The 23,026-nt window shown below is 67.3% G+C and carries 21 protein-coding genes; 13 read left to right on the plus strand and 8 right to left on the minus strand.

Annotated features, from left to right (window positions below):
- Positions 1–3 precede the first annotated feature (3 nt).
- The 3 genes from HMPREF2914_RS11645 to HMPREF2914_RS11655 all read left to right on the plus strand — a co-directional run bounded on the left by HMPREF2914_RS11645 (position 4) and on the right by HMPREF2914_RS11655 (position 3,573).
- Entirely contained in the window at positions 4–879 is an 876-nt protein-coding gene (locus tag HMPREF2914_RS11645; RefSeq protein ID WP_023091838.1) for an NAD(P)-dependent oxidoreductase, read from the plus strand.
- An 88-nt stretch (positions 880–967) separates the two neighbouring features.
- Positions 968–2,563: an EAL domain-containing protein gene (locus tag HMPREF2914_RS11650; protein WP_023091837.1), complete on the plus strand. Its 1,596-nt coding sequence runs from the start codon at positions 968–970 to the stop codon at positions 2,561–2,563.
- 125 nt (positions 2,564–2,688) lie between these two features.
- Positions 2,689–3,573, plus strand: a complete 885-nt coding sequence (locus tag HMPREF2914_RS11655) for a DUF1911 domain-containing protein (protein WP_023091836.1) — start codon at positions 2,689–2,691, stop codon at positions 3,571–3,573.
- Between the two features lie 15 nt (positions 3,574–3,588).
- Here HMPREF2914_RS11655 and HMPREF2914_RS11660 read toward each other — a convergent pair whose 3' ends face one another.
- The 8 genes from HMPREF2914_RS11660 to HMPREF2914_RS11695 form a co-directional block, all read right to left on the minus strand.
- A complete protein-coding gene (locus tag HMPREF2914_RS11660) occupies positions 3,589–4,266 on the minus strand; it encodes an amino acid ABC transporter permease (protein ID WP_003113694.1) in 678 nt (225 codons plus the stop codon).
- 1 nt (position 4,267) lies between these two features.
- Positions 4,268–4,984: an amino acid ABC transporter permease gene (locus HMPREF2914_RS11665; RefSeq protein WP_003162806.1), complete on the minus strand. Its 717-nt coding sequence runs from the start codon at positions 4,982–4,984 to the stop codon at positions 4,268–4,270.
- A gap of 80 nt (positions 4,985–5,064) precedes the next feature.
- Positions 5,065–5,871, minus strand: a complete 807-nt coding sequence (locus HMPREF2914_RS11670) for an ABC transporter substrate-binding protein (protein WP_003089047.1) — start codon at positions 5,869–5,871, stop codon at positions 5,065–5,067.
- A gap of 298 nt (positions 5,872–6,169) precedes the next feature.
- The gene (locus HMPREF2914_RS11675) at positions 6,170–6,646 is read right to left on the minus strand and encodes a hypothetical protein (RefSeq protein ID WP_003089049.1); all 477 of its coding nucleotides are present in this window, start codon (positions 6,644–6,646) and stop codon (positions 6,170–6,172) included.
- Positions 6,647–6,727: 81 nt separating this feature from the next.
- Positions 6,728–7,675: a LysR family transcriptional regulator gene (locus HMPREF2914_RS11680; protein WP_003089050.1), complete on the minus strand. Its 948-nt coding sequence runs from the start codon at positions 7,673–7,675 to the stop codon at positions 6,728–6,730.
- 67 nt (positions 7,676–7,742) lie between these two features.
- A complete protein-coding gene (locus HMPREF2914_RS11685) occupies positions 7,743–9,263 on the minus strand; it encodes a tripartite tricarboxylate transporter permease (protein ID WP_023091835.1) in 1,521 nt (506 codons plus the stop codon).
- A complete protein-coding gene (locus HMPREF2914_RS11690; RefSeq protein WP_023091834.1) occupies positions 9,260–9,790 on the minus strand; it encodes a tripartite tricarboxylate transporter TctB family protein in 531 nt (176 codons plus the stop codon). The genes HMPREF2914_RS11685 and HMPREF2914_RS11690 overlap by 4 nt, the downstream gene beginning before the upstream one ends.
- Before the next feature lie 27 nt (positions 9,791–9,817).
- Positions 9,818–10,831, minus strand: a complete 1,014-nt coding sequence (locus tag HMPREF2914_RS11695) for a Bug family tripartite tricarboxylate transporter substrate binding protein (protein WP_023091833.1) — start codon at positions 10,829–10,831, stop codon at positions 9,818–9,820.
- 266 nt (positions 10,832–11,097) lie between these two features.
- Here HMPREF2914_RS11695 and HMPREF2914_RS11700 point away from each other — a divergent pair, with 266 nt between their 5' ends.
- The 10 genes from HMPREF2914_RS11700 to HMPREF2914_RS11745 form a co-directional block, all read left to right on the plus strand.
- A complete protein-coding gene (locus tag HMPREF2914_RS11700) occupies positions 11,098–12,423 on the plus strand; it encodes an MFS transporter (protein ID WP_003113698.1) in 1,326 nt (441 codons plus the stop codon).
- The gene (locus HMPREF2914_RS11705) at positions 12,416–13,375 is read left to right on the plus strand and encodes an amidohydrolase family protein (protein WP_003159110.1); all 960 of its coding nucleotides are present in this window, start codon (positions 12,416–12,418) and stop codon (positions 13,373–13,375) included. Before HMPREF2914_RS11700 ends, HMPREF2914_RS11705 begins: the two co-directional genes overlap by 8 nt.
- Positions 13,372–14,385: a 4-hydroxythreonine-4-phosphate dehydrogenase PdxA gene (locus HMPREF2914_RS11710; protein WP_003123450.1), complete on the plus strand. Its 1,014-nt coding sequence runs from the start codon at positions 13,372–13,374 to the stop codon at positions 14,383–14,385. The genes HMPREF2914_RS11705 and HMPREF2914_RS11710 overlap by 4 nt, the downstream gene beginning before the upstream one ends.
- A gap of 172 nt (positions 14,386–14,557) precedes the next feature.
- Positions 14,558–15,808: an OprD family porin gene (locus HMPREF2914_RS11715; protein ID WP_023091832.1), complete on the plus strand. Its 1,251-nt coding sequence runs from the start codon at positions 14,558–14,560 to the stop codon at positions 15,806–15,808.
- Between the two features lie 188 nt (positions 15,809–15,996).
- Positions 15,997–17,319: an MFS transporter gene (locus HMPREF2914_RS11720; protein ID WP_023091831.1), complete on the plus strand. Its 1,323-nt coding sequence runs from the start codon at positions 15,997–15,999 to the stop codon at positions 17,317–17,319.
- A 30-nt stretch (positions 17,320–17,349) separates the two neighbouring features.
- Positions 17,350–18,525, plus strand: a complete 1,176-nt coding sequence (locus tag HMPREF2914_RS11725; protein WP_003113703.1) for an L-lyxonate dehydratase — start codon at positions 17,350–17,352, stop codon at positions 18,523–18,525.
- 27 nt (positions 18,526–18,552) lie between these two features.
- On the plus strand, positions 18,553–19,548 hold the full coding sequence (araD1, locus tag HMPREF2914_RS11730; RefSeq protein WP_023091830.1) for an AraD1 family protein: 996 nt from the start codon (positions 18,553–18,555) through the stop codon (positions 19,546–19,548).
- A 128-nt stretch (positions 19,549–19,676) separates the two neighbouring features.
- A complete protein-coding gene (locus HMPREF2914_RS11735; RefSeq protein ID WP_023091829.1) occupies positions 19,677–21,260 on the plus strand; it encodes an aldehyde dehydrogenase (NADP(+)) in 1,584 nt (527 codons plus the stop codon).
- 661 nt (positions 21,261–21,921) lie between these two features.
- Positions 21,922–22,542: a paraquat-inducible protein A gene (locus HMPREF2914_RS11740; protein ID WP_003132056.1), complete on the plus strand. Its 621-nt coding sequence runs from the start codon at positions 21,922–21,924 to the stop codon at positions 22,540–22,542.
- On the plus strand, positions 22,535–23,026 hold a 492-nt coding region (locus HMPREF2914_RS11745; RefSeq protein ID WP_139148133.1), incomplete at its 3' end, for an MlaD family protein. The genes HMPREF2914_RS11740 and HMPREF2914_RS11745, both read left to right, overlap by 8 nt.

The raw sequence follows: 23,026 nt of genomic DNA on the forward strand, positions 1-23,026 counted from the left end.
CGGATGAAAGTCGGATTTCTGGGCCTGGGCGGCATGGGCGCCGCCATGGCCACCCGCCTGGTGCAGGCGGGGCTCGAAGTGACGCTGTGGAACCGTTCCGCGGCGGCCTGCGAGCCGCTGGTGGCGCTGGGCGCGACCAGGGCGGAGGAGGTCGGCGAGCTGTTCGGCCTCGACGTGGTCATCAGCATGCTGGCGGACGACCAGGCGATTCGCGCCGTGCTGCTCGACAGCGGTGCGCTCGAACGGGCGAGGCCGGGTCTAATCCACCTGAGCATGTCGACCCTGTCGCTCGATTGCGTCGAGGCGCTCGACCAGGCACACCAGCGCCAGGGCATCGCGTTCGTCGCCGCGCCGGTGTTCGGCCGCACCGACGTGGCCGAGGCCGGCAAGCTGAACATCGTCGTCGGCGGTCCGGAGGAAGCCATCGAGCAAGTCAAGGCACTGCTGGAAATTATGGGACAGAAGACATGGTTTTTCGGAAAAGACCCGCGCAGCGCAATGGCGGTGAAGATCTCTGGTAACTTCATGATCGCCAGCGCCATCGAAAGCATGGGCGAAAGCGTCGCCCTGGTGAAGCGCCTGGGCGTCGAGCCCGGCCGGTTCATGGAACTCATGTCCTCGACGCTTTTCGATGCGCCTGTCTATCGCAACTACGGCCCGCAGATCGTCGAGCAGCGTTTCACCCCGGCCAAGTTCCGCCTGGTCCTTGGGTTGAAGGACGTCGACCTGGCGCTGTCCGCCGGCAAGCGCCACAACGTGCCGCTGCCGCTGGCCAGCCTGTTGCACGACGTGTTGCTCGAAGCCATCGCCCATGGCGACGGGGAATCGGACTGGACGGCGCTGGCGAAGGTAGCGTTGTCACGATCGGGACAAATCTGAAAAGGTTCTGCGCACGGCCCGACAGGGCCCGTGAAGCTGTTCGGCAATCTGGCGTGCTTTCCATGAACTCTTTTGACGGGAAGAAGGTATGTCCGAGCGTGAAACGGCTGCCGCGGGTCGGATCAACTGGCGGCGGATCCTGCCGATACTGCTCACCACGTCGTTGGTGGGCAGTGTCTGCGGGATCTTCGTGATCAACGAACTGGATCGCCAGCACGACGGGGCGCACCTGGCGTCCTACACCGAAATGGCCCTGGAGCGGGCGCTGGAGATTTCCTCCGCGGCCGAGCAGATGCTCCACGAGATGAACGCCGGCGGCCCCGCGGCCTGCAGCGACCAGGACCTGGAGGCGCTGCGCTCCATCGTGCTCGAATCGCGCTTCATGAGCGACGTCGGCCGGGTCAGCGGCAATCGCATCGTCTGTACCGGCGTCCGCGGCCGGCTACGATCGCCGTGGGGGCTGGCTGCGCCCGACCGGATCGACGCCAGAGGCACCCGCTTCTGGTCGGAGGGCATGCCCTTGCCCCTGCAGATGCTGCCTTCCGGCCTGGTCGGGCGCGGCAACGCCATCCTCTTCATCGCCCCGCATGCCTACTTCGATGTCGACCACCCGGACCCGGGCATCTCGGCGGCGGCCGTCAGCCGCGGCGGCGACTACATCTACCACCGTTTCGCCTGGGACGACGACCAGCCCCTCGAGGCGCTCGGCCGGCCCGGCTGGCCGCGCTTCATCGGCGCCCGGCAGATAAGCCTGTGCGACCCGACGCAGGACATCTGCGTGGTCTCCCTTCTCCGTGAACGCGGCCTGCTTGGCACCGAGCCCGGACGCGCGGCCATGGCCGCGGCGATCGGCGGCGGGCTGTTGTTCGGCATCATGCTGCTGCTCAGCTACCTGTTCGGCTTCCTCAACGACGAAAAACTGCCGGCCAGGCTGCTGCGCGCGTTGAAGCGCGAGGCCCTGGAGGTGCACTACCAGCCCATCGTGCGCCTGGCCAGCGGCCGCTGCGCCGGGGTCGAGGCCCTGGCGCGCTGGACCGATAGCAGCCTGGGGCGGGTTTCCCCGGATGTCTTCATCGGCGCCCTGGAGGAGAGCGGCGACATCGAACTGCTGACCCGTTTCGTCTTCCGCCGCGCCCTGAAGCAGCTCGGGCCGTTGCTGAGGGAGCAGCGGAGCTTCTACGTCAGTGTCAACGTCACCGGCAAGGACATCGCCGACCCCGGTTTCATCGATTTCGCCATGCGCCAGATGGCCAGGGAAAGCGTGCGCCCGGAACAGGTCGCGCTGGAACTGACCGAGCGCACCACCGAGGCCCAGGGCTGCCTGCTGGCCGGGATGAACCGCCTGCGCGAACTCGGCCTGAAGATCTACGTGGACGATTTCGGCACCGGTCATTCGAACCTGGTCTACCTGGCCAACCTGCCGGTCGACGCGATCAAGATCGACAAGGTCTTCACCCAGTCCATCGGCGACAGCAGCGCCGTCGAACTGATCTTCGACAAGCTCTGCTCGATGGCCGAGCACCTGGAGATCGGCGTGGTCGTCGAAGGGATCGAGACACAGGCCCAGGCCGACCACGTGCTGCGCCGCTCGCCCGAGGCCCTCGGCCAGGGCTGGCATTTCGGCAAGGCACTGCCGCTGGAGGCCTTCCTCGGCTACTACCGGAACCAGCCGACGGGCCGCTAGGGCGGGCCTTTCGCAGGGGCGTCGCGCTGCGCTAGCATCGGCCGTCCATACCGGACGCGGCCTGGACGGCCGCACTCCGGATCGCACGGATCGGCCGGAAACGGCCGCGATCACCACAGGCCGCCATGCACGCATTCCCCCTCACCCTGGACAACCGACTCGCCGACGCCCTGCCGCTATGGCGCAACCTGGCCCGCACCGACCGGGCGCCGCGAAGGAACATCGACCTCGCCGACTGGAAAGCCGACTGGCGCGAACTGATCGCCGCGCTCGACAGGTTTTCCCGGAGCCACGGCTATCGCCAGCCATTCGCCGCGCAAGGGCACGCAGCCCTGGAAAACGCCTGGGCCTGGGGCCAGGCCGCGGAAAACGCCAGTACGCTGCTGCTCAAGGCCATCGACCGGGGCCTGGCCGGCGCCGAACTGCGTTCCATCTACCTGGAGACCGCCGCGCTGTGGCTGGACTACAGCCGGCTGCTCGGCGCCGCCCGCGACAGCCTGCGCGAGCAGGGCGAGGTCGACTTCGAGACGGCGCCGGCCCTGGCGCCGCGCACCGGCCAGTACCCGTTCGCGCTGCAACTGCTCGCCATGGGCGTGCTGCTCGACGCCCAGGAGCTAATCCCGGCGCTGGTCGAGGAGGTCCTGCAGTTCGATACCGACCGCCTGCTCGACTATCTCGGCGCGGCCGCCCTCGGCCTGACTTCCGCCAGCGAGGAAACCTTCCATCCACGGCCGTTCGGGCAGTTGCGGGCGTTCTTCGAAGAGGCGGACGGCAGCGACGCCCAGGCGCTGGCGCCTTACCTGCAAAGCCAGTACCGGGAGTTCTTCCAGCTTTCCCCCAAGGCGCAGAAGAAGACCCGCCGCCTGACCGGCCCCTACGCCTGGGGCTGGTGGGCCATGGAGGTGTCGGCGCTGGGCGTGCTCTACGGCTGGGACGATGGCGTCCTGCGCGCCTCGCCGCATTACCTCGGCGACCTGGTCGACTACGCGCGGGCGCGCGGCGACGCCTGAGCCACCGGCCGCCGCTCAGGCCCGCCGGCGGCGGGCGAGGAAAGCGGCGGCCAGGTCGAGGCTGGTGCAGAGCAGGAAGTAGAGCAGGGCGACGAACAGGAAGATCTCCGTCGGGTGGACCATCACCCGGTTGCTCACCTGGGTGGCGACGAAGGACAGTTCGCCGACGCCGATCACGTAGGCCAGGGAAGTGTCCTTGATCAGCGACACCCACTGGTTGAGGAAGGACGGCAGCATCACCGGCAGCGCCTGCGGCAGGATCACCAGGCGCAATACCTGCCACGGCCGCAGTCCGAGCGCGCGGGCGGCCGCCCACTGCCCGGCGGGGAGGCTGTGGATGCCGGCGTACACCGAGTGGGCGAGGTAGGCGCCGCCGATCAGCGACAGCGCGCAGACCACGGTGGCCAGCGCCGGTACGTCGACATGGAAGACGATCGGCAGCAGGAAGTAGGTCCAGAAGATCAGCATCAGCACCGGGATCGCGCGGAAGAAGCCGAGCAGCGCCACCAGCAGCAGGCGCGGCTTGCCGGGCAGCACCGCGAGGGCCACGCCGAGGACCAGGCCGAGCACCGCCGAAGCCAGTCCGGAGAGCGACGCCAGCAGCAGGGTCAGCGCCGCTCCGCCGAGCGGGCCGTCCGGGTAGGCGCCGAGCAGCAGGTAGGACAGGTTGTCCGAGATGACCGAGAAATCCATCTCAGGCACCTCCCTGGCGGTAGCGGCGGGTCTGCTGCAACGCCTGGCCGAAGGCTTCGATCAGGGCGATGGCGCCGATGTAGAGAAGGGTGGCGATGCCGAAGGCCTGGAAGGTCTTGAAGGTCTCGGTTTCCACCTGGCGCGAAGCGTAGGACAGCTCGGCCAGGCCGATGGCCATCGCCAGCGAGGAGTTCTTCAGCGCATTCATGTACTGCCCGAGCAGCGGCGGCAGAGCCGTGCGCAGGGCCTGCGGCAGCACCACCACGCGCCATACCTGGCGCTGGGTCAGCCCCAGGGCGAGGCCGGCGGCGCGCTGCTCGGGGCGTACCGAGGCGATGCCGGCGCGGAACTCCTCGGCGACGAAAGCCGAGGTATAGAGGGTCAGCCCCCAGGCACCGGCGAGGAACTCGAAGGACGGCCAGTCGAGCAAGGGCGTCTCGTGCGGCGTGTTCAGCCAGCTCACCAGCGCCTCCGGCAGCAGCGCGGGAACGCCGAAGTACCAGAAGAACAGCTGCACCAGCAGCGGGGTATTGCGGAACAGCGCCAGGTAGGCGCGCGCCGGCCAGGACAGCAGGTGCCGGCGCGACAGCCGGGCGATGGCCAGGGGGGCGCCGATCAGGGTGGCGAGCAGGCAACTGAGCAGGGCAAGACCGAGGGTCAGCAGGAAGCCGTCGAGCAACCAGCGCAGGTACTGCGGGGCGAGAAGTTCGCCGAACATGTGCGGGATTCCGTCGGGTAGAACGAAAAACGCGCCTCAGCGAAGTGAGGCGCGCGGGTCGTGCGGGCGAAGCGGGCCGCTCAGCTCTTGTCGCCGATCTTGTACAGGCGCGCCAGCGGGGTCTTGGTCTGCGGACCGAACCAGGTGTCGTAGATCTTCTGCGCCTGGCCGTCCTGCTCCAGCTCGCGCAGGCTCTTGTCGACGAACTCGGTCAGGGCCTTCTCGCCCTTGGGAATACCGACGCCGATCAGGTCGTTGGAAATGGTGAAGGGCGGCACTTCGTACTTGTCGCGGTCGGGCACGTTGGCCAGCAGGCCGATCAGCTTCGGACCGTCCTGGGTGATGGCCTGGACCTGGCCGTTGCGCAGGGCGGTGAAAGCGAAGGGCGTGTCGTCGTAGGCGATGACCTTGGCGCCGGGGAACTTCTCGCGCAGCACGCCTTCGTTGACCGTGCCCTTGTCCACGCCGACCCGCCACTTGTTGAGGACTTCCGGCGAGGTCAGGGTGCCTTTCTTGACGATGAACTGCTGGCCGGAGGAGAAGTAGGGGATGCTGAAGTCCACCTGCTGCGCACGCTCCGGGGTGATGGTGAAGTTGGCCAGGACCAGGTCGACCTTGTTCGCCGTCAGCAGCGGGATGCGGTTGGCCGGGTTGGTCGGCAGCACTTGCAGCCGGACGCCCAGCTTGTCGGCCAGGGCCTTGGCATAGTCGACGTCGAGGCCTTCGATCTGCTTGCTCTTGGCGTCGACGAAACCGAACGGCGGGTTGCTGTCGAAGGACGCGACGCGCAATACGCCGGCCTTGCGGATGTCCTCCAGGCGGTCGGCCTGGGCCAGGCCGGAGATCAGGGCGAGAGCGAGGGCGGTGATGGCGGGGAGTTTCTTCATGAAAGTTCCAGCTCCTTGTCGGCCGCGATCGACGATCAGGGCCTTGCAATGTGGGGCGGACATTCCGGATGGGAATGCCGCCATGTCGGCGCGGGGGTATCCCGTGGCGAAGGGAGTTTGGCAGGGGCCAAGGGTCGGGAGAAAAGAATGAATCGATCTATCTTATTTCCAGACGAAATAAGAGGTATGAAAACAAGGATTCAAGGAAATAAAAAACGATAGCGTAACGCCATGATCCGCAGGGCTTCCGCGTCGGGGGTTCGTCGTCGAGAAGGAAGGCCGGGGCCCGGCGGCCCCGTCAGCGGCTGTCCCGGCAGTCGATCACGCTGGCGTTGGTGATGATGTCCCGGCTGTCGGTGTACAGGGTGATGCTGCAGAAATAGTCGAGGATGGTCTCGTTCTCGTAGTAGCCGGTCTTGCGATAGACCGCCTCGCTACTCACCGGCGCCATGCCGGCGACCCCCTGGCCACCGACGCCGACCCAGGTCTCGCGCTGGCCGACGTACTCGGTGCCGGTCTGTATGAAGACCTTGTCCGGCCCCATGTGGGTCCGCACGCGGTTCCAGGCGTAGAAGCCGCCGCTACCGTAGGACGAAGGGCCGAGGCCCTGGTCGGGCTTGCCGAACAGTTCGAAGGCCTTGCCGGCGGGCTGGCCGATGAGCTTCTGCGCGGCGACCTTGACCTCGTTGTCGCGATTCCCCGACTGACCGAGGGAGGCGCAGGCGCTGAGACCGAGGACGAGCAGGGCGAGACCGAAGGGCTTGATCGAGGGCATGGCATTCACTCCGTTGAAATGCCGCAGGATGTTAGAGGTCCAGCCGGCTCGCGGCTATTAGCTCATTTGTGCTAGTGCCGCTCACTTCGCCAGGTGCCGCGCCTGTTCGGCATGTACGCTGGCCATGAAGGTCTGCATGGCCGAGGAGTGGACCCGGTTGCGTCGGGTGATCAGGCCGTAGGGCGGCAGGCGCGGCTCCAGCTGGATCGGCAGGATCGCCAGCAGGTGCTTGCCCGGGTAGTCCTCGATCACCGAGCGTGGAGTGATGCCGATCATGTCGGTCTGTTGCAGCAGGGAGAGCAGGGTCATGATCGAGGTGGTCTCGACGATACTGCTCGGCAGGTCGATGCGCGCATTGTGGAAGGCCTGGTTGACGATCCCGCGCATCGGGCTGGGGTGCTGCTGCAACACCCAGGTCAGCTCCTGCAACTCGCCCCAGTCCAGCTTGCGTGCCTGCGACAACGGGTTCTGCGCGCCGACCACCACGCAGAGTTCTTCCTCGCCGAGGCTGTCGAACACCAGGTCGTCGGTGCGCGCGCCGCTGGGGATGCGTCCGAGCACCACGTCCAGTTGGTCCTGTTGCAGGGCCTGGACCAGCACGTCGCTGGTGTCCACCTGGATGCTCATCGACAGCCGTGGATGACTCTGCTTCAGGGTGGCGATGGTGCGCGTCAGCAGGCTCGAGGCCAGCGCCGGGATCGCTCCGACGGTGACCCGGCCGAGGTTGCCGGATTCCAGGGCAACCAGTTCCTCGCGCATCCCGGACAGCTCGGCGAAGATCATCCGCGAGTAATAGATCAGCGTCTCGCCGAAAGGCGTCGCGCGCATGCCGCGCGGCAAGCGCTCGAACAACTCGACGCCGAGCAGGTCTTCGGCCTCATGGAGCATCTTGGTCGCCGCCGGCTGGGTCATGCCGATCTCGTCGGCGGCGCGGCGCAGCGAGCCGAGTTCCTCCAGGGCCAGCATCAGGCGCAACTGGCGCAGGCGCAGGCGGCTGTGGATGATGCTGGCGTCGGGAATCCGGGACATGGCGTATCTCGCTGGCGGCGGGGAGACCCAGGGTGACAAGAAATCCACCCCGCCGCCAGACGCAGGCTCAGGCGGCATGCCGGAGACTCCGCCGGCCACGCCGGAACAGCGCCCCGGCGCACCGCGCCAGCAACGGCCAGAGCAGCATCGCCAGCGCCGCGCCGGTCAGGCTGGCCACCAGCGGGTTGGACCAGAACACCGAGAGTTGCCCGTCGGAGAACAGCATCGACTGGCGGAACGCGTCCTCGGCCTTGTCGCCGAGCACCGCGGCGAGCACCAGCGGGGCGATGGGGTAGCCGAGTTTCTTGAACAGGTAGCCGAGCGCGCCGAACAGCAGCATCAGGACCACGTCGAGCATGGCATTGTGCACCGAGTAGGCCCCGATGGCGCAGACCATGACGATGATCGGCGCGACGATGGCGAACGGAATCCGCAGGATCGAGGCGAACAGCGGTACGGTCGCCAGTACCACGATCAGGCTGACCACGTTGCCCAGGTACATGCTGGCGATCAGGCCCCAGACGAAGTCGTGTTGTTCGACGAACAGCGTCGGCCCGGGATGCAGCCCCCAGATCATCAGGCCACCGAGCATCACCGCGGCGGTCGCCGAGCCGGGGATGCCGAGCGTCAGCATCGGCAGCAGGGCGCTGGTGCCGGCGCTATGGTCGGCAGTCTCCGGAGCGATCACGCCTTCCACCTCGCCCTTGCCGAAGTTCTCGCGGTTCTTCGAGAAGCGCCGCGCCAGGCTGTAGCTCATGAACGAGGCTGCGGTGGGGCCGCCCGGAGTGACGCCCATCCAGCAGCCGACCAGCGCGCTGCGCAGCCAGGTCAGCCAGTAGCGCGGCAGCTTGGCCCAGGTACGCAGGATCACCATCGGCGTGATGCGTGCGCGCTCGCCGCGAAACACCAGGCCTTCCTCCACCGTGCAGAGGATCTCGCCGATGCCGAACAGGCCGATCACCGCCACCTCGAAACTCAGCCCGGAAAGCAGCCAGGGCTGGTCGAAGGTCAGGCGCAGGTCGCCGGACACGGTATCCATGCCCACGGCGGCCATGGCGAAGCCGATGGTCATCGCCACCAGGGTCTTCAATGGCGGGTTGCGGCTCATGCCGATGAAGGTGCAGAACGCCAGCAGGTAGACGGCGAAGAACTCGGGCGAGCTGAACGCCAGGGCGAAGCGAGCGATATGGGTGGACAGGAAGGTCAGCAGCAGCACGCCGACCAGCGCCCCGAGGAGCGCCGAGGTGAAGGCGGCGGTCAGCGCTTCGCCGGCCTGGCCGTTGCGCGCCATCGGGTAGCCGTCGAAGGTGGTGGCCACCGACGAGGGCTCGCCGGGGATGTTGAACAGGATCGAGGTGATCGAGCCGCCGAACAACGCGCCCCAGTACATGCAGGAAAGCAGGATGATCGCCGACACCGGCGACATGCTGAAGGTCAGCGGCAGCAGCAGCGCCACCCCGTTCGGCGCACCGAGGCCCGGCAGCACGCCGACCAGGATGCCGAGCAGCACGCCGATCACCATCAGGCCGAGGTGATGGGCGCTGAGGACCAGGCTCATGCCCTGCATCAGGGAATCGAATTCGCTCATGGCCTGGCGCTCCCGACGAAGGCCGCGAGGTCGGCCAGTATTCCGGCATCCAGCGGCACCTTGAACCAGACGGCGAAGACCAGGTAGCTGGCCAGCGCCGCGCCGCAGGACAGCGTGACGATCAGCGGCACGCCGTAGGGTTTGTCGCGGCTGCGGTCGCGCCACATGAACCAGGCGATGAACAACGCGGAGGCGAGGTAGATCCCGGCGAACGGCATGGCCGCCACGTAGGCGGCGATCGGCAGGAACACCGCAAGCACCCGGCGAAAGGCCGCGCGGGCGACGAACGAGGTACCCAGCGCCCGCCAGCGGCACAGGGCCATGAGCAGGTTGCCGAGGCTGGCGGCGCTCAGCAGCAGGCCGATGTAGAAGGGGAAATAGCCGGCCTCGGGGCCGCTGTCGCCCCAGCCGATGCCGATATCCTGGCTGCCGTACATGACGATCGCGCCGAGCGCGGCGGTGAACAGCGCCAGGCCGATCTCCACCCAGCGGGTGGGGACCAGCGGCGCATTGGATGAGCTGGACATGTTCGTCTCCTGGTCGCGCTACGCGGGTTACTGGCGAAGCCAGCCGGCTTCCTGGAACAGCGGGATGACGCGCTGGCGGTCCTTCTCGATGTAGCTCACCAGGTCTTCGCCAGCGAGGAAGGTCGGCGCCAGCGCCGAGCGTTCGACATAGTCCCTGAACTCGGCGGTCTGGCTGACCTTGCGCATCAACTCGACGTAGAAGGCGCGCTGCTCGTCGCTGACTCCGCCGGGCAGGAACACGGTGCGCGGGAAGCGGTACTGGTCGATGCCCAGGCCCTGTTCGTGGCAGGTGGGGATGTCCGCCCAGGACTGCTCGGCAACAACCTTGGCGGTGTAGATCATGCGCTCGTGGCTGAACACGCAGAGCGGCCGGACCTGGCCGCCGCGCCACTGGCTGAGGCTTTCCGCCGGGTTGTTGAGGTTGGCGGCGATGTGCCTGCCGGCCAACTGGATGGACGCCTCGCTGCCGCTCTTGAAGGGGATGTAGGTCAGCTTGCCGCCGACCTGCTTGCCGAGCAGCAGGCTTAGAGTCTGGTCGACGTCCTTCGACTGGCTGCCGCCGAAGCGCATGCCTGTCGCGTCCTTCTTCAGATCGGCGAGGAACGCCGCGGCGTCCGCCCACGGCGCCGCCTGGTAGGTCCAGAGGATGAAGTCGTCCTCGGCCACCGCCGCCACCGGCGTCAGGTCGGTCCATTGGTAGCCCAGCCGGGCCACCAGCGGCAACAGGTAGACATTGTTGGTGCCGATCACCAGCTTGTGCGCGTTGCCCTTGGCCAGCTTCAGGTCGAGGAAGGCTTCGGCGCCGTTGCCGCCGCCCTTGTTCAGCACCACGGTGTTGACGTCGAGCAGCTTGTTCTGGCTGATCGCCGACTGGACCAGGCGGGCGAGTTGGTCGGTGCCGCCACCGGGACCGCCGGCGACGACGATCTCCAGGTTCTCTTCGGGTTTCCAGGCAGCCGCCAGGGCGGGCAGGGCGGTGCAGCAGAGCAGGGCGCAAGCGGCCAGGAAGGAGGGGACGGAGCGCGCATATGCGGTACGCATGGAGGACCTCTGGTTGTCATTGTTGTTATGGGTAGAGCGGAGTGTGCGAAGCGCACCGATAAGCGTCCACTCAAAATAAGGCATACACCGATAGCCTGGGGTTATGAGTGGAAGCGGATGTCGGACATCTGGGGCGATAACCGTAGGAAATGGCCGTATGAGCAGCTTTGATTAGACGGTTATCGATGGAAAGCCGGATAGTGGGCCTGCCGGACCTGCCAACCCAGTTCCGCAGCACAAGAACAACAATAAAAGAGGTACGACCCATGGCTCAGGCACAGACTGCCGTGCTCCAGGCTGATCCTGCCCAGGACAAGGCCACTGCCGCAAAACCCAGCAACGTCCGCTGGCGCATCTTCGCCATCGTCTTCGCCCTGACGGTGATCAACCTGGTCGACCGGGTCTCGCTGTCCATCGCCATGCCCACCATCGCCGGTGAATTCCAGCTCACGCCGAGCATGCAGGGGCTGATCCTCAGCAGCTTCTTCTGGGCCTACGCGCTGTTGCAGATTCCCGGCGGCTGGCTGATCGACCGCTACGGCCCGCGCCGGGTGATCGGCTGGTCCACCGGCCTCTGGGGAGCCTTCCAGACCCTCGCGGCCTTCGCCAGCGGCGGCCTGTCGCTGATGTTCGCCCGGGTCGCCCTGGGCGCGGCGGAAGCGCCGCTGTTCCCCTCCGGCGGCAAGCTCAACTCGCTGTGGCTGGGCTCCAGCGAACGCAGCCGCGGCGCCGTGCTGATGGACTGCGGAGGGCCGCTGGGCGTCGCTCTCGGCGGACTGGTCATCGCCTACCTGATCGCCGTGCTCGGCTCCTGGCGCAGCGCCTTCTTCATCGCCGGCATCGCCACCCTGGCCATGGCCTGGCTGGCCTGGCACTACCTGCGCGACGACCCGGCCGAGCATCCCGGGGTCAACGCCGCCGAGCTGGACCGGATCAACGCCGACCGCACCACCCCGCTCGCCGAAGCGGACTGCCAGGCCGGCGGAAGACTGGGCATCGCCGGCCGCTCCCTGGTCGGTATCGTCCTCGGCCGCGCCAGTTGGGCCATGGTGTTCTTCGGCCTGCTGACCTGGGGTCCTAGCTACCTGGCGCAGGCGCGCGGCTTCGATATCAAGGGTATCGGCGCCGCGACCTTCGTCATCTTCCTCTGCGGCGCCGTCGGTTCCCTGGTCGGCGGCTTCCTCTGCGACCTGTTGATCCGCAAGGGCGTGCGCCGCGGCCTGGCGGCCAAGGGCCTGCTGACGGTCTCGGGCCTCGCGGCGCTGGTCGCCTTCCTGCTGTTGCCGAGCCTGGAAGATGCCTATGCCGCCGTGACCCTGCTGGCGCTGACCGCCTTCTTCCTGATGTGGGGCAGCCTGTACTGGAGCTTTCCGGCCTTGCTCGCCACTCCGGCCCGGGTCGGCCTGGTCGGCGGGGTGATGAACATGGCCGGCAGCCTCGGCGGCATCGCCGTGCCGATCCTGGTCGGGCTGCTGCTGCAACACCTGGGCGGATATGCCGCGGTGCTGGGCTTCTTCGCCCTCTGCTCGGCAGCCTTCATCGCCGGCACCCTGCTGATTTCCCTGGACAAGACCGAGGCAAAGCATGGCTGAGCTGTACGACGGGCCGATCGTCGACGCCCATCATCATTTCTGGGACCCGCAGGCGAACTACCACCCCTGGCTCGCGGAGGACGCCAAGATTCCGTTCCGCTACGGCGACTACAGCGCGATCAAGCGCCGCTACCTGCCGGCGGACTACTTCGGCGACGTCGGCGCACACCGGGTGGTCGAGACGGTCTACGTGGAAACCGAGTGGGACCCGCGCGATCCGCTCGGCGAAACCCGCTTCGTGCATCACCTCGCCGAACGCCATGGCGCGCCCCACGCAGTGGTGGCGCAGGCCTGGCTGGACGCGCCGGACGCCGCCGAGGTGCTGGCGGCGCAGGCGGGCTTCGCACGGGTCCGCAGCGTCCGCCACAAGCCCGGCGGTCCGCAACGCCCGCAACAGGTCGGCGAGCTGCGCAGCCTGATGAGCGACGAGCGCTGGCGTCGCGGCTATGCCGAGCTGGCCCGGCACGGCCTGCACTTCGACCTGCAGACACCCTGGTGGAACCTCGCCGAGGCCGCATGCCTGGCGCGCGACTTCCCCGATACGCTGATCGTGCTCAACCACGCCGGCCTGCCGTCCGATCGCAGCGAGGAGGGGCTGGCCGCCTGGCAACGGGCCATGGCGCGCTTCGCCGAATGCCCCAACGTGGCGTTGAAGATCTCCGGCATCGGCCAGGCCGGCCGGCGCTGGAGCGTCGAGGACAACGCCTGGATCGTCCGCGAAAGCATCGCCCTGTTCGGCGTCGAGCGGGCGATGTTCGCCAGCAACTTCCCGGTGGACAGCCTGTGCGGCTCGTTCGACGACATCTATGGCGGTTTCAAACGCATCGTCGCCGACCTGCCGTACGCCGACCAGGAACGGCTTTTCCATAGCAACGCGCGGCGCATCTACCGCACCGTACCCGACACCGTGCGCCTGCAGCAGGCGTCGCTCGACCCGAGGACTTCCCCATGAACGCTCCATCCCTACCGCGACTGGCCATGGTCCTGGGCGATCCGGCCGGCATCGGCCCGGAACTGATCGCCCGCCTGCTGGCCGACACCGAGGTGCGCGAGAAGGCGCACATCGTGCTGATCGCCGACGAAGCGGAAATGCGCCGCGGCATGCGCATCGCCGGCTGCGAATTCCCCTACCGGCGCATCGACGCGCTGGAGACCCTGGATTTCGCCGACGCCACGCCACTGCTGCATCCCTGGCTCAGCCAGGGCGGGGACGAGTTCCCACGCAGCGAAGCGAGCGCCGTCGGTGGCCGCTACAGCCTGGAAACCCTCGCGCTGGCCCTCGAACTGACCCGCAGCGGCAGGACCGACGCGATCCTCTTCGGCCCGCTGAACAAGACCTCGCTGCACATGGCCGGCATGGACCACAGCGACGAGTTGCACTGGTTCGCCGAGCGCCTGGGGTTCGGCGGCCCGTTCTGCGAGTTCAACGTCCTCGACGACCTCTGGACCTCGCGGGTGACCTCCCACGTAGCCCTGGCCGAGGTGCCGGGCCTGCTCAGCCAGGAGCGGGTAGGGGAGGCGATCCGCCTGATCGACGACGCGCTGCGCCGCAGCGGCCTGGCGCGGCCGCGCATCGGCGTCTGCGGACTGAACCCGCACAACGGCGACAACGGCAGCTTCGGCCGCGAGGAGCTGGACATCATCGCTCCGGCGGTGCAGAAGGCGCGCGAACAGGGGATCGCCGCCGACGGCCCGTATCCCGCCGACACCATTTTCCTCAAAGTGCAGGGCGACGCCCGTGCCTTCGACGCGGTGGTGACCATGTACCACGACCAGGGGCAGATCGCGATCAAACTGATGGGCTTCTCCCGCGGCGTGACCGTCCAGGGCGGCCTGCCGATCCCCATCGCTACGCCGGCCCACGGTACCGCCTTCGATATCGCCGGGCAGGGAAGGGCCGACGTCGGCGCCACCCGCCAGGCGTTCGAGATCGCCTGCCGGATGGGCAGGCGCAAAGCCTGATCGCCTGCATGCGACGCGACAACCAGAGCGCCGCACCTTCGTAACGCGCTCCCTGGCGCCTCCCTGTACCGTCGCGGCGGGGCAGGAGGCGTCGCACCTTCGACGAGAGACACATCGCCTGGAGCCGCAGCGCTCCACGGCTCGCTTCGGCCTGGGAAAAGGAAAAACAACAATGACCCGTTCCGCTCCGAACCTGCTGAAATCCGCCTCGCTCGCCCCGGTCCTGCTGGCCGGCCTGCCGTCGCTCGCCGGCGCCGAGGGCTTTATCGAAGACGCCAGCGTCAGCCTCGGCCTGCGCAATCTCTATTTCAATCGCGACTTCCGCCAGCCCGGCGCGGCGCAGTCGAAGCAGGAGGAGTGGGCCCAAGGCTTTCTCCTACAGGCAAAATCCGGCTATACCCAGGGCACCCTGGGCCTGGGCGTCGAGCTGATCGGCCAGCTCGGCCTGAAGCTCGACAGCAGCCCTGATCGTGCCGGCTCCGGGCTGCTGCCACGCCACGCCGACGGACGCGCAGCGGACGACTACGCGCGACTGGGCGTGGCGCCGAAGCTGAAGCTGTCGAATACCGAGCTGAAACTCGGCGAACTGCTGCCGGAACTGCCAATCCTCCTGCGCAACGACGGCCGCCTGCTGCCACAGACCTTCCAGGGCGGCATGCTGACCTCCAGGGAAATCGCCGGCCTGACCCTGCATGGCGGGCAGATGCGTTCGCTCAGCCAGCGCAACTCCAGCGACCACCAGGACCTCTCGGTGGATGGGCGCGGCGGGGCGTTCTCCGACCGTTTCGACTACATGGGCGCGGAGTACCGCTTCAATGCCGAGCGCAGCCAGGTCGGGCTGTGGCAGGCGCGACTGCAAGACATCTACCGGCAGGACTACTACAGCTTGAGCCACAAGCAGAGCTTCGGCGGCTGGCGCCTGGGCGCCAGCGTCGGGCTCTTCGACACGCGCGACGAAGGTGCCGCGAAGCTCGGCGAACTGGACAATCGCGCGCTGACCGGTTTCTTCAGCGCGACCCGCGGCGGCCACAGCCTTGGCGCCGGCTACCAGCGCATGTACGGCGACGACGGGATGCTCTACGTCGCCGGCACCAGCACGCCGTTGGTCAACGACATCCAGGTGCGCAACTTCACCAGCGCCGGCGAGCGCTCCTGGCAACTGCGCTACGACTACGACTTCGTCGCCCTGGGCATTCCCGGGCTGACCGCCATGGCCCGCTACGCCAGCGGCGCCCATGCCCGGACGAAGGCGATGGACGACGGCCGCGCCTGGGAACGCGACGTGGACGTCGCCTACGTGATCCAGAGCGGCCCGCTGAAGAACCTCGGCCTGCGTTGGCGCAACGCCATGCTGCGGTCCAACCATGCCGCCGATGTCGACGAGAACCGCCTGATCCTCTCGTATTCCCTGCCGCTGCTCTGAGCGCAGGGCCGCTCTCGCTGCTGCCCGATAACCGGCGATTGGCTGATTGGTGAAAAGGTATTGCCTGGGGTTATCGATGAATGCGCAGAAGTGATTATCCGCGCGGGAGCGGCCTGGCTACAGTCGGCCCAACGCAAGCGGCCATGCCGCCTCCGCGTCGAACAACAACAACAAGAAGGAAGCCCTCCATGAGCGCCATGAACGACCACGCCAGGCTGCTGTCCTCGGCGATCGCCACCAGCCGCCTGCGGCTCCTGCCTTTCCTGGTCCTGATGTATGTACTGGCTTTCATCGACCGGGCCAACGTCGGTTACGCGCGGGCCTTCCTGCAAGCCGACACCGGCCTCGGCGATGCCGCCTTCGCGTTCGGCGCGAGCATCTTCTTCATCGGCTATGCCTGCTTCGAGGTACCCAGCAACCTGATGCTGCACCGCCTCGGCGCCAGGGTCTGGCTGTGCAGGATCATGGTCACCTGGGGCCTGGTCTCGGCGGCGATGATGTTCGCCGACGACGCCATGACTTTCTATGTCCTGCGCTTCCTGCTGGGCGTCGCCGAGGCGGGCTTCTTCCCCGGCATCATCCTCTACCTCACCTACTGGTTCCCGCAGCGCAGCCGTGCCCAGGCGCTCGGCCTGTTCTATTTCGGCCTGCCGCTGGCGCTGGTGCTGGGCGGTCCGCTGTCCGGCTGGCTGCTGGAGTTCCACGGCATCTTCGGCCTGGCCAACTGGCAGTGGCTGTTCGTCACCGAGGGACTGCTGGCCTCGCTGGTCGGCATTGCCGCCTACTTCTACCTGGTCGACCGCCCGCGCGATGCCGGCTGGCTGAGCGACGAGCAGAAGCGGGCGCTGGAAGGCGAGCTGGCCGAAGAAGACACCCGCAAACAGGCACGCGGCCCGCACGGCTTCCTCAGCGCCCTGCGCAGCGGCCAGGTGCTGAAGTTCTGCCTGGTCTACTTCACCATCCAGATGAGCGTGTACGGCGTGGTGTTCTACCTGCCGACCCGCATCGCCAGCTTCCTCGACGGCCAGGTCGGCCTGAACGTAGGCCTGATCACCGCGATTCCCTGGGTCTGCGCCCTGGTGGTAACGCGCCTGGTGACCCGCCAGGCCGATCGCAGCGGCCTGCACCGCCAGCTCGCGGTGGCCATGCTGGGCATGGCCGCAGCCGGCATCGCCGCCTCGGCGCTGGCCGGCAACCTGGGCCTGGCGGTGATCGCCTTCTGCTTCGCCGCGTCCGGCTTCGTCTCGGTGCAGCCGCTGTTCTGGACCCTTCCCACCGGTTACCTGAGCGGTGCGGCCGCGGCCAGCGGCATCGCCCTGATCAACTCCCTGGGCAACCTCGGCGGCTTCGTCGCGCCGAACCTCAAGACCCTCATGGAAAGCCAGTTCGCCGACCCGCGCGCCGGCATGTTCGCCCTGGCCGCCGTCGGCCTGCTCGGCGCCTGCCTGCTGGCCCGGCTGAAGACCTCCGGATCGCCGTCCGTCCCGCTGCGAGCGCGGCAGGCCGGCTGACCCACACTACGCACCGATAGGAGCTGCGACATGAAAATCAAATCCGTCCGTACCCGCGTCTTCGAATGGAAGGGCAAGGTCGTCCCGCCGCAGGCGCACTTCTGCACCAATGCCAGCGACATCCTGTTCGAGAAGGGAGACGCCATGGGTTCGTTCCGCTTCCACGGCTGGCTGGTGGTGGAGATCGAGACCGACGACGGCCTCGTCGGCATCGGCAACTGCGCCCTGGCGCCGCGCGTGGCGAAGGAAATCGTCGACCTCTACCTGGCGCCGATCTGCATCGGCGAAGACCCGTTCGACAACGAGTACATCTGGCAGAAGATGTATCGCCGCACCCACGCCTGGGGCCGCAAGGGCATCGGCATGGCAGCCATCTCGGCGGTGGACCTGGCGATCTGGGACATCATGGGCAAGGCGGTGAACAAGCCGGTGTTCAAGCTGCTCGGCGGCCGCACCAAGGAGAAGATCTGGACCTACGCCTCGAAGCTCTACGCCAACGACAACCTCGACGCCTTCCTCGAAGAGGCCCAGGGCTACCTGAACCAGGGCTTCACCGCGCTGAAGATGCGCTTCGGCTATGGCCCCAAGGACGGCCCGACGGGCATGCGCAGGAACATCGAGCAGGTCCGCGCGCTACGCGAACTGGCCGGGCCGGACATCGACATCATGCTCGAATGCTACATGGGCTGGACCCTGGAATACGCCCGGCGGATGCTGCCGAAGCTCGCCGAGTTCGAACCACGCTGGCTGGAGGAGCCGGTGATCGCCGATGACATCGAGGGCTACGTCGAGCTGAAGAAGATGGGGATCATGCCGATCTCCGGCGGCGAGCACGAATTCACCGGCCACGGCTTCAAGGACCTGCTGGAGCGCCGCGCGGTGGACGTCATCCAGTACGACACCAACCGCGTCGGCGGGATCACCGCCGCGCGCAAGATCAACGCCATGGCCGAGGCCTGGTCGGTGCCGGTGATCCCGCACGCCGGACAGTTGCACAACTATCACCTGACCATGGCCAGCACCGCCTCGCCGATGGCCGAGTTCTTCCCGGTGTTCGACGTCGAGGTCGGCAACGAGCTGTTCTACTACGTGTTCAAGGGCGAGCCGCAGCCGGTCGACGGCTATATCCAGCTGGACGACCACAAGCCCGGCCTGGGCCTGGAGATATCCGAAGAGCACCTCAAGGATTTCATCATCATCGAGTGATAGTCGGAGCCCACAGGAGGAGCCGAGATGCGGCTGATTCAATTCGAGGACCGGGCAGGGCAGCGCCGGGTCGGCGTCGTCGAAGGCGCCGGGATACAGGTGCTGCGCGGCGTGCGCAGCACGCGCGAACTGGGGCTGGCGGCGATTCGCGCGGGCATCGGCCTGCACGACGAGGTGCTGCGCCGAGGCAGCGAGCCAGGCCCGGACTATGCCGGGTTGCTGGAGGAGGGAAGGGTGCTGCCGCCGCTGGATCATGAAGACCCGGCCCATTGCCTGGTCAGTGGCACCGGCCTGACCCACCTGGGCAGCGCCGCGACGCGCGACCGCATGCACCAGCAGAACCAGGGCGACGAGGCCGCGCTGACCGACACCATGCGCATCTTCAGGTGGGGCCTGGAGGGCGGCAAGCCACCGGCGGGTCAGGTCGGCGCGCAGCCCGAATGGTTCTACAAGGGCGACGGCGGCATCGTCGTGCGCCCCGGCGCGGACTTCCCGCTACCGGCCTTCGCCGAGGACGCCGGCGAGGAACCGGAGCTGGTCGGGCTCTACCTGATCGGCGATGACCGCCGGCCTTACCGGCTCGGCTACGCCCTGGGCAATGAGTTCTCCGACCACCTGATGGAGCGCCGCAACTACCTGTACCTGGCGCATTCCAAGCTACGCGCCTGCTGCTACGGGCCGGAGCTGCGAGTCGGCGAACTGCCGCGCCACCTGCAGGGCGAGAGCCGGATCCTGCGCGACGGCGAAGTGCTCTGGCAGCAGGCGTTCCTTTCCGGCGAGGACAACATGTGCCACAGCCTGGAGAACCTCGAGTACCACCATTTCAAGTACGCGCAGTTCCTCCGTCCGGGCGACGTCCACGTGCATTACTTCGGTACCGCCACGCTGTCCTTCGCCGACGGGATCAAGGCGATGCCGGGGGATGTCTTCGAGATCACCATGGCCGAGTTCGGCGCGCCGCTGCGCAATGGCATCGCCGCCGTCGAGACCGCACTGACGCCGGGGCGGGTGGTAGCGCTCTGAGTTCCGCCGCCGTGCATGGGCGAGACCTTCACGAGAGGGCCGTGGCACGGACTTCTTCATTCCTGCGGAGCCCCTGGCTCCAACCCCGCCGACCATCCTCGGCGGGGCTTCTCCTGCATGAGGTCGACATGACAGCCATCCTCGGACACAACTACATCGGCGGCGCCCGCAGCGCGGCCGGCACGCTCTTCCTGCAAAGCCTCGACGCCGCCAGCGGTGAGGCGCTGCCGTACCGCTTCGTGCAAGCCACCCCGGAAGAAGTGGACGCCGCCGCCGAAGCCGCCGCCAGCGCCTACCCGCACTACCGGCAACTGCCGGCCAGCCGCCGCGCGGAATTCCTCGATACCATCGCCGCCGAACTCGACGCACTGGACGATGATTTCGTCGCCATCGTCTGCCGTGAAACCGCGCTACCGGCCACGCGCATCCACGGCGAACGCAGCCGCACCAGCGGCCAGCTGCGCCTGTTCGCCGAAGTCCTGCGGCGCGGCGACTTCCATGGCGCGCGCATCGACCGCGCCCGGCCCGAACGCAAGCCGCTGCCACGAGTCGACCTGCGCCAGTGCCGGATCGGCCTCGGTCCGGTGGCGGTGTTCGGCGCGAGCAACTTCCCCCTGGCGTTCTCCACCGCCGGCGGCGATACCGCCGCGGCCCTGGCCGCCGGCTGCCCGGTGGTGTTCAAGGCGCACAGCGGACACATGGCCACCGCCGAACGGGTCGCCGCAGCGATCCTCCGCGCGGCCGAGCGCACCGGCATGCCGGCGGGCGTGTTCAACATGATCTACGGCGGCGGAGTAGGGGAGCGGCTGGTCCGCCACCCCGCGATCCAGGCGGTCGGCTTCACCGGTTCGCTGAAGGGCGGCCGCGCCCTCTGCGACATGGCGGCCGCCCGGGCGCAACCGATCCCGGTGTTCGCCGAGATGAGCAGCATCAACCCGGTGGTGCTGCTGCCGGCGGCGCTGAAGAAGCGCGGCGAGGCCGTGGCCGACGAACTGAGCGCCTCGGTGGTACTCGGCTGCGGCCAGTTCTGTACCAATCCGGGCCTGGTCATCGGCATCCGCTCTGCGCAATTCTCGGCGTTCCTCGAACGCTTCGCCGCCCGCATGGACGACCAGCCGGCGCAGACCATGCTCAACGCCGGCACGCTGGCCAGCTATGAAAAAGGCCTGGCGGCGCTGCACGCCCACCCGCGCGTCCGCCATCTCGCCGGGCAACCGCAGGAGGGCCGCCAGGCCCGGCCGCAACTGTTCCAGGCGGACGTCAGCCTGCTGCTGGAGGGCGACGAGTTGCTGCAGGAAGAAGTCTTCGGCCCGGCCAGCGTGGTCGTCGAGGTCGCCGACCACGCCGAACTGAAGCGCGCGCTGCATGGGCTGCACGGGCAGCTCACCGCGACCCTGATCGCCGAAGCGGAAGACCTGGCGTCCTTCGCCGACCTGGTACCGCTCCTGGAACAGAAGGCAGGGCGCCTGCTGCTCAACGGCTATCCGACCGGCGTGGAAGTCTGCGACGCGATGGTCCACGGCGGTCCGTACCCGGCCACCTCGGACGCCCGAGGCACCTCGGTGGGCACCCTGGCCATCGAGCGTTTCCTGCGCCCGGTGTGCTACCAGAACTACCCGGACGCGTGGCTGCCGGAAGCGCTGAAGGATGGCAACCCATTGGGGATTGCGCGGTTGGTGGACGGGGTTGAGACGCGGGCGGCGATTGACTGAAAGAGGAACCGGGCAAAGACGAGGTTCGGAGGATATCGAAGCCTCAGAGGTGTGCAGCAGGACACTGGAGGAGCCCCGGAAGAGGCCCGCCGGTGTTCCTGCCTGTACCCCGAATGAGCAAAGCGAGTATCGATCCAGGACTACCCGAGCGCTCCTATCGTCCCATGCCTGGACGCGGAAAAGCCGCTTCTCGGTGTCGAGGGATTCTCGTCCGATACCGCCACTTGCATCGGCATGAGACAGGAGGCGCGCCACAATCTCTCCGGGGGTCCTTCCTTCCGTGGCGAATGCCATGATGCCTCCCTGGCAGGATCGCCGCTTGGCTCCGTATAGCGCGATGGTGAAAAACACATGAGACAATATTGACTCATGTGAACTATATAAGCATCATGCGATCCCAGCGCTCGATCGTCGTCCAAGCGGCATGAATAGCGAGTCCGGCCCAGCCTGGCCAGATCGAGCCGAGCGGACAACTGATGCGCGTGAGTGGCCGAACCCATGCCATCGCTGTAACGCCCCGAACAGAATCGTCTTCCGACGGCAGCCTCCCCCGACAGGTGGTTTCCCCGTGCCCATTCCCTGCCGGGCAAGGCACAGGTTGGCCGCCGTGCTGGACGACGACAAACCATCACCGTCCCGGCAGAGATCCTGGAGAACGACAATGCGTGCGATCGATGCCGGCATTCTGGTCTGCGGCGAGTGCCACCAGTTGAATCGCGCCGACGGGAACGAGCATCCGCGTTGCAGTCGCTGCGGCGCGAAGCTGCATCCTCGGCGGCCGAGCAGCATCGCCCGTACCTGGGCGTTGCTGATCTCGGCGATGATTCTCTACGTTCCCGCCAACCTGTTGCCGATCATGACCGTCAACATGCTCGGCAAGGGCTCCCCGGCGACCATCATGGGCGGGGTCGTGACCCTGATCCAGGCCGACATGCTTCCCATCGCCCTGGTGGTGTTCGTCGCCAGTATCGTCGTCCCCACCTTCAAGCTGGTCGGCATCGCCCTGCTGCTCTATTCGGTGCAGCGGCACCAGCCGATGTCGGCCCGCCAGCGAATCATGATGTACCGCTTCATCGAATGGGTCGGGCGCTGGTCGATGCTCGATATCTTCGTCATCGCCATCCTCGTGGCGCTGGTGAATTTCGGCAACCTGGCGAGCATCGAGGCCAACCTCGGCGCCGCCGCCTTCGCCAGCGTGGTGGTGCTCACCATGCTCGCCGCCGTGACGTTCGACCCCCGGCTTATCTGGGACAACACCAATCTGGACGACGAGAATGAGTGATTTGCCAAGCCCGAAGAAACACAAGACCTCGAACTGGTCGGCGATCTGGGTGCTGCCGCTGGTGGCCCTGGCTATCGGGGCCTGGCTGGGCTGGCGCGCCTACGACCAGGCAGGGGTGTTGATCCAGGTGCGCTTCGAGAGCAGCGATGGCATCCAGGCGAAGAAGACCGAGGTGCTGTACAAGGGCATCGCGGTCGGCAAGGTCGTCGCGCTGGATGTCAGCGAAGATATCAAGGGCGTGGTGGCCACCATCGAAATGGACAAGGAGGCGCGCCAGTACCTGAGCAAGGGTACCCGCTTCTGGCTGGTCAAGCCGCGGGTTTCCCTGGCTGGCGTCACCGGCCTGGAAACCCTGGTCTCCGGCGTCTACATCGCGGTCGATCCGGTGAAGGGCGAGAAGGAAGAACGCAACTTCACCGCGCTGAAGCAGCCGCCCCCCCTTTCCGACAGGCTGCCCGGCCTGCACCTGACCCTCAAGGCCGAT

The sequence above is a fragment of the Pseudomonas sp. HMSC067G02 genome, from assembly GCF_001813485.1.
GTDB classification, from domain to species: domain Bacteria; phylum Pseudomonadota; class Gammaproteobacteria; order Pseudomonadales; family Pseudomonadaceae; genus Pseudomonas; species Pseudomonas aeruginosa.

Bases quoted from the DNA above. Each gene is read 5' to 3' on its own strand.
- HMPREF2914_RS11645 (WP_023091838.1), top strand. From the start codon at position 4: ATGAAAGTCGGATTTCTGGGCCTGGGCGGCATGGGCGCCGCCATGGCC.
- HMPREF2914_RS11650 (WP_023091837.1), top strand. From the start codon at position 968: ATGTCCGAGCGTGAAACGGCTGCCGCGGGTCGGATCAACTGGCGGCGG.
- HMPREF2914_RS11655 (WP_023091836.1), top strand. From the start codon at position 2,689: ATGCACGCATTCCCCCTCACCCTGGACAACCGACTCGCCGACGCCCTG.
- HMPREF2914_RS11660 (WP_003113694.1), bottom strand. From the start codon at position 4,266: ATGGATTTCTCGGTCATCTCGGACAACCTGTCCTACCTGCTGCTCGGC.
- HMPREF2914_RS11665 (WP_003162806.1), bottom strand. From the start codon at position 4,984: ATGTTCGGCGAACTTCTCGCCCCGCAGTACCTGCGCTGGTTGCTCGAC.
- HMPREF2914_RS11670 (WP_003089047.1), bottom strand. From the start codon at position 5,871: ATGAAGAAACTCCCCGCCATCACCGCCCTCGCTCTCGCCCTGATCTCC.
- HMPREF2914_RS11675 (WP_003089049.1), bottom strand. From the start codon at position 6,646: ATGCCCTCGATCAAGCCCTTCGGTCTCGCCCTGCTCGTCCTCGGTCTC.
- HMPREF2914_RS11680 (WP_003089050.1), bottom strand. From the start codon at position 7,675: ATGTCCCGGATTCCCGACGCCAGCATCATCCACAGCCGCCTGCGCCTG.
- HMPREF2914_RS11685 (WP_023091835.1), bottom strand. From the start codon at position 9,263: ATGAGCGAATTCGATTCCCTGATGCAGGGCATGAGCCTGGTCCTCAGC.
- HMPREF2914_RS11690 (WP_023091834.1), bottom strand. From the start codon at position 9,790: ATGTCCAGCTCATCCAATGCGCCGCTGGTCCCCACCCGCTGGGTGGAG.
- HMPREF2914_RS11695 (WP_023091833.1), bottom strand. From the start codon at position 10,831: ATGCGTACCGCATATGCGCGCTCCGTCCCCTCCTTCCTGGCCGCTTGC.
- HMPREF2914_RS11700 (WP_003113698.1), top strand. From the start codon at position 11,098: ATGGCTCAGGCACAGACTGCCGTGCTCCAGGCTGATCCTGCCCAGGAC.
- HMPREF2914_RS11705 (WP_003159110.1), top strand. From the start codon at position 12,416: ATGGCTGAGCTGTACGACGGGCCGATCGTCGACGCCCATCATCATTTC.
- HMPREF2914_RS11710 (WP_003123450.1), top strand. From the start codon at position 13,372: ATGAACGCTCCATCCCTACCGCGACTGGCCATGGTCCTGGGCGATCCG.
- HMPREF2914_RS11715 (WP_023091832.1), top strand. From the start codon at position 14,558: ATGACCCGTTCCGCTCCGAACCTGCTGAAATCCGCCTCGCTCGCCCCG.
- HMPREF2914_RS11720 (WP_023091831.1), top strand. From the start codon at position 15,997: ATGAGCGCCATGAACGACCACGCCAGGCTGCTGTCCTCGGCGATCGCC.
- HMPREF2914_RS11725 (WP_003113703.1), top strand. From the start codon at position 17,350: ATGAAAATCAAATCCGTCCGTACCCGCGTCTTCGAATGGAAGGGCAAG.
- araD1 (WP_023091830.1), top strand. From the start codon at position 18,553: ATGCGGCTGATTCAATTCGAGGACCGGGCAGGGCAGCGCCGGGTCGGC.
- HMPREF2914_RS11735 (WP_023091829.1), top strand. From the start codon at position 19,677: ATGACAGCCATCCTCGGACACAACTACATCGGCGGCGCCCGCAGCGCG.
- HMPREF2914_RS11740 (WP_003132056.1), top strand. From the start codon at position 21,922: ATGCGTGCGATCGATGCCGGCATTCTGGTCTGCGGCGAGTGCCACCAG.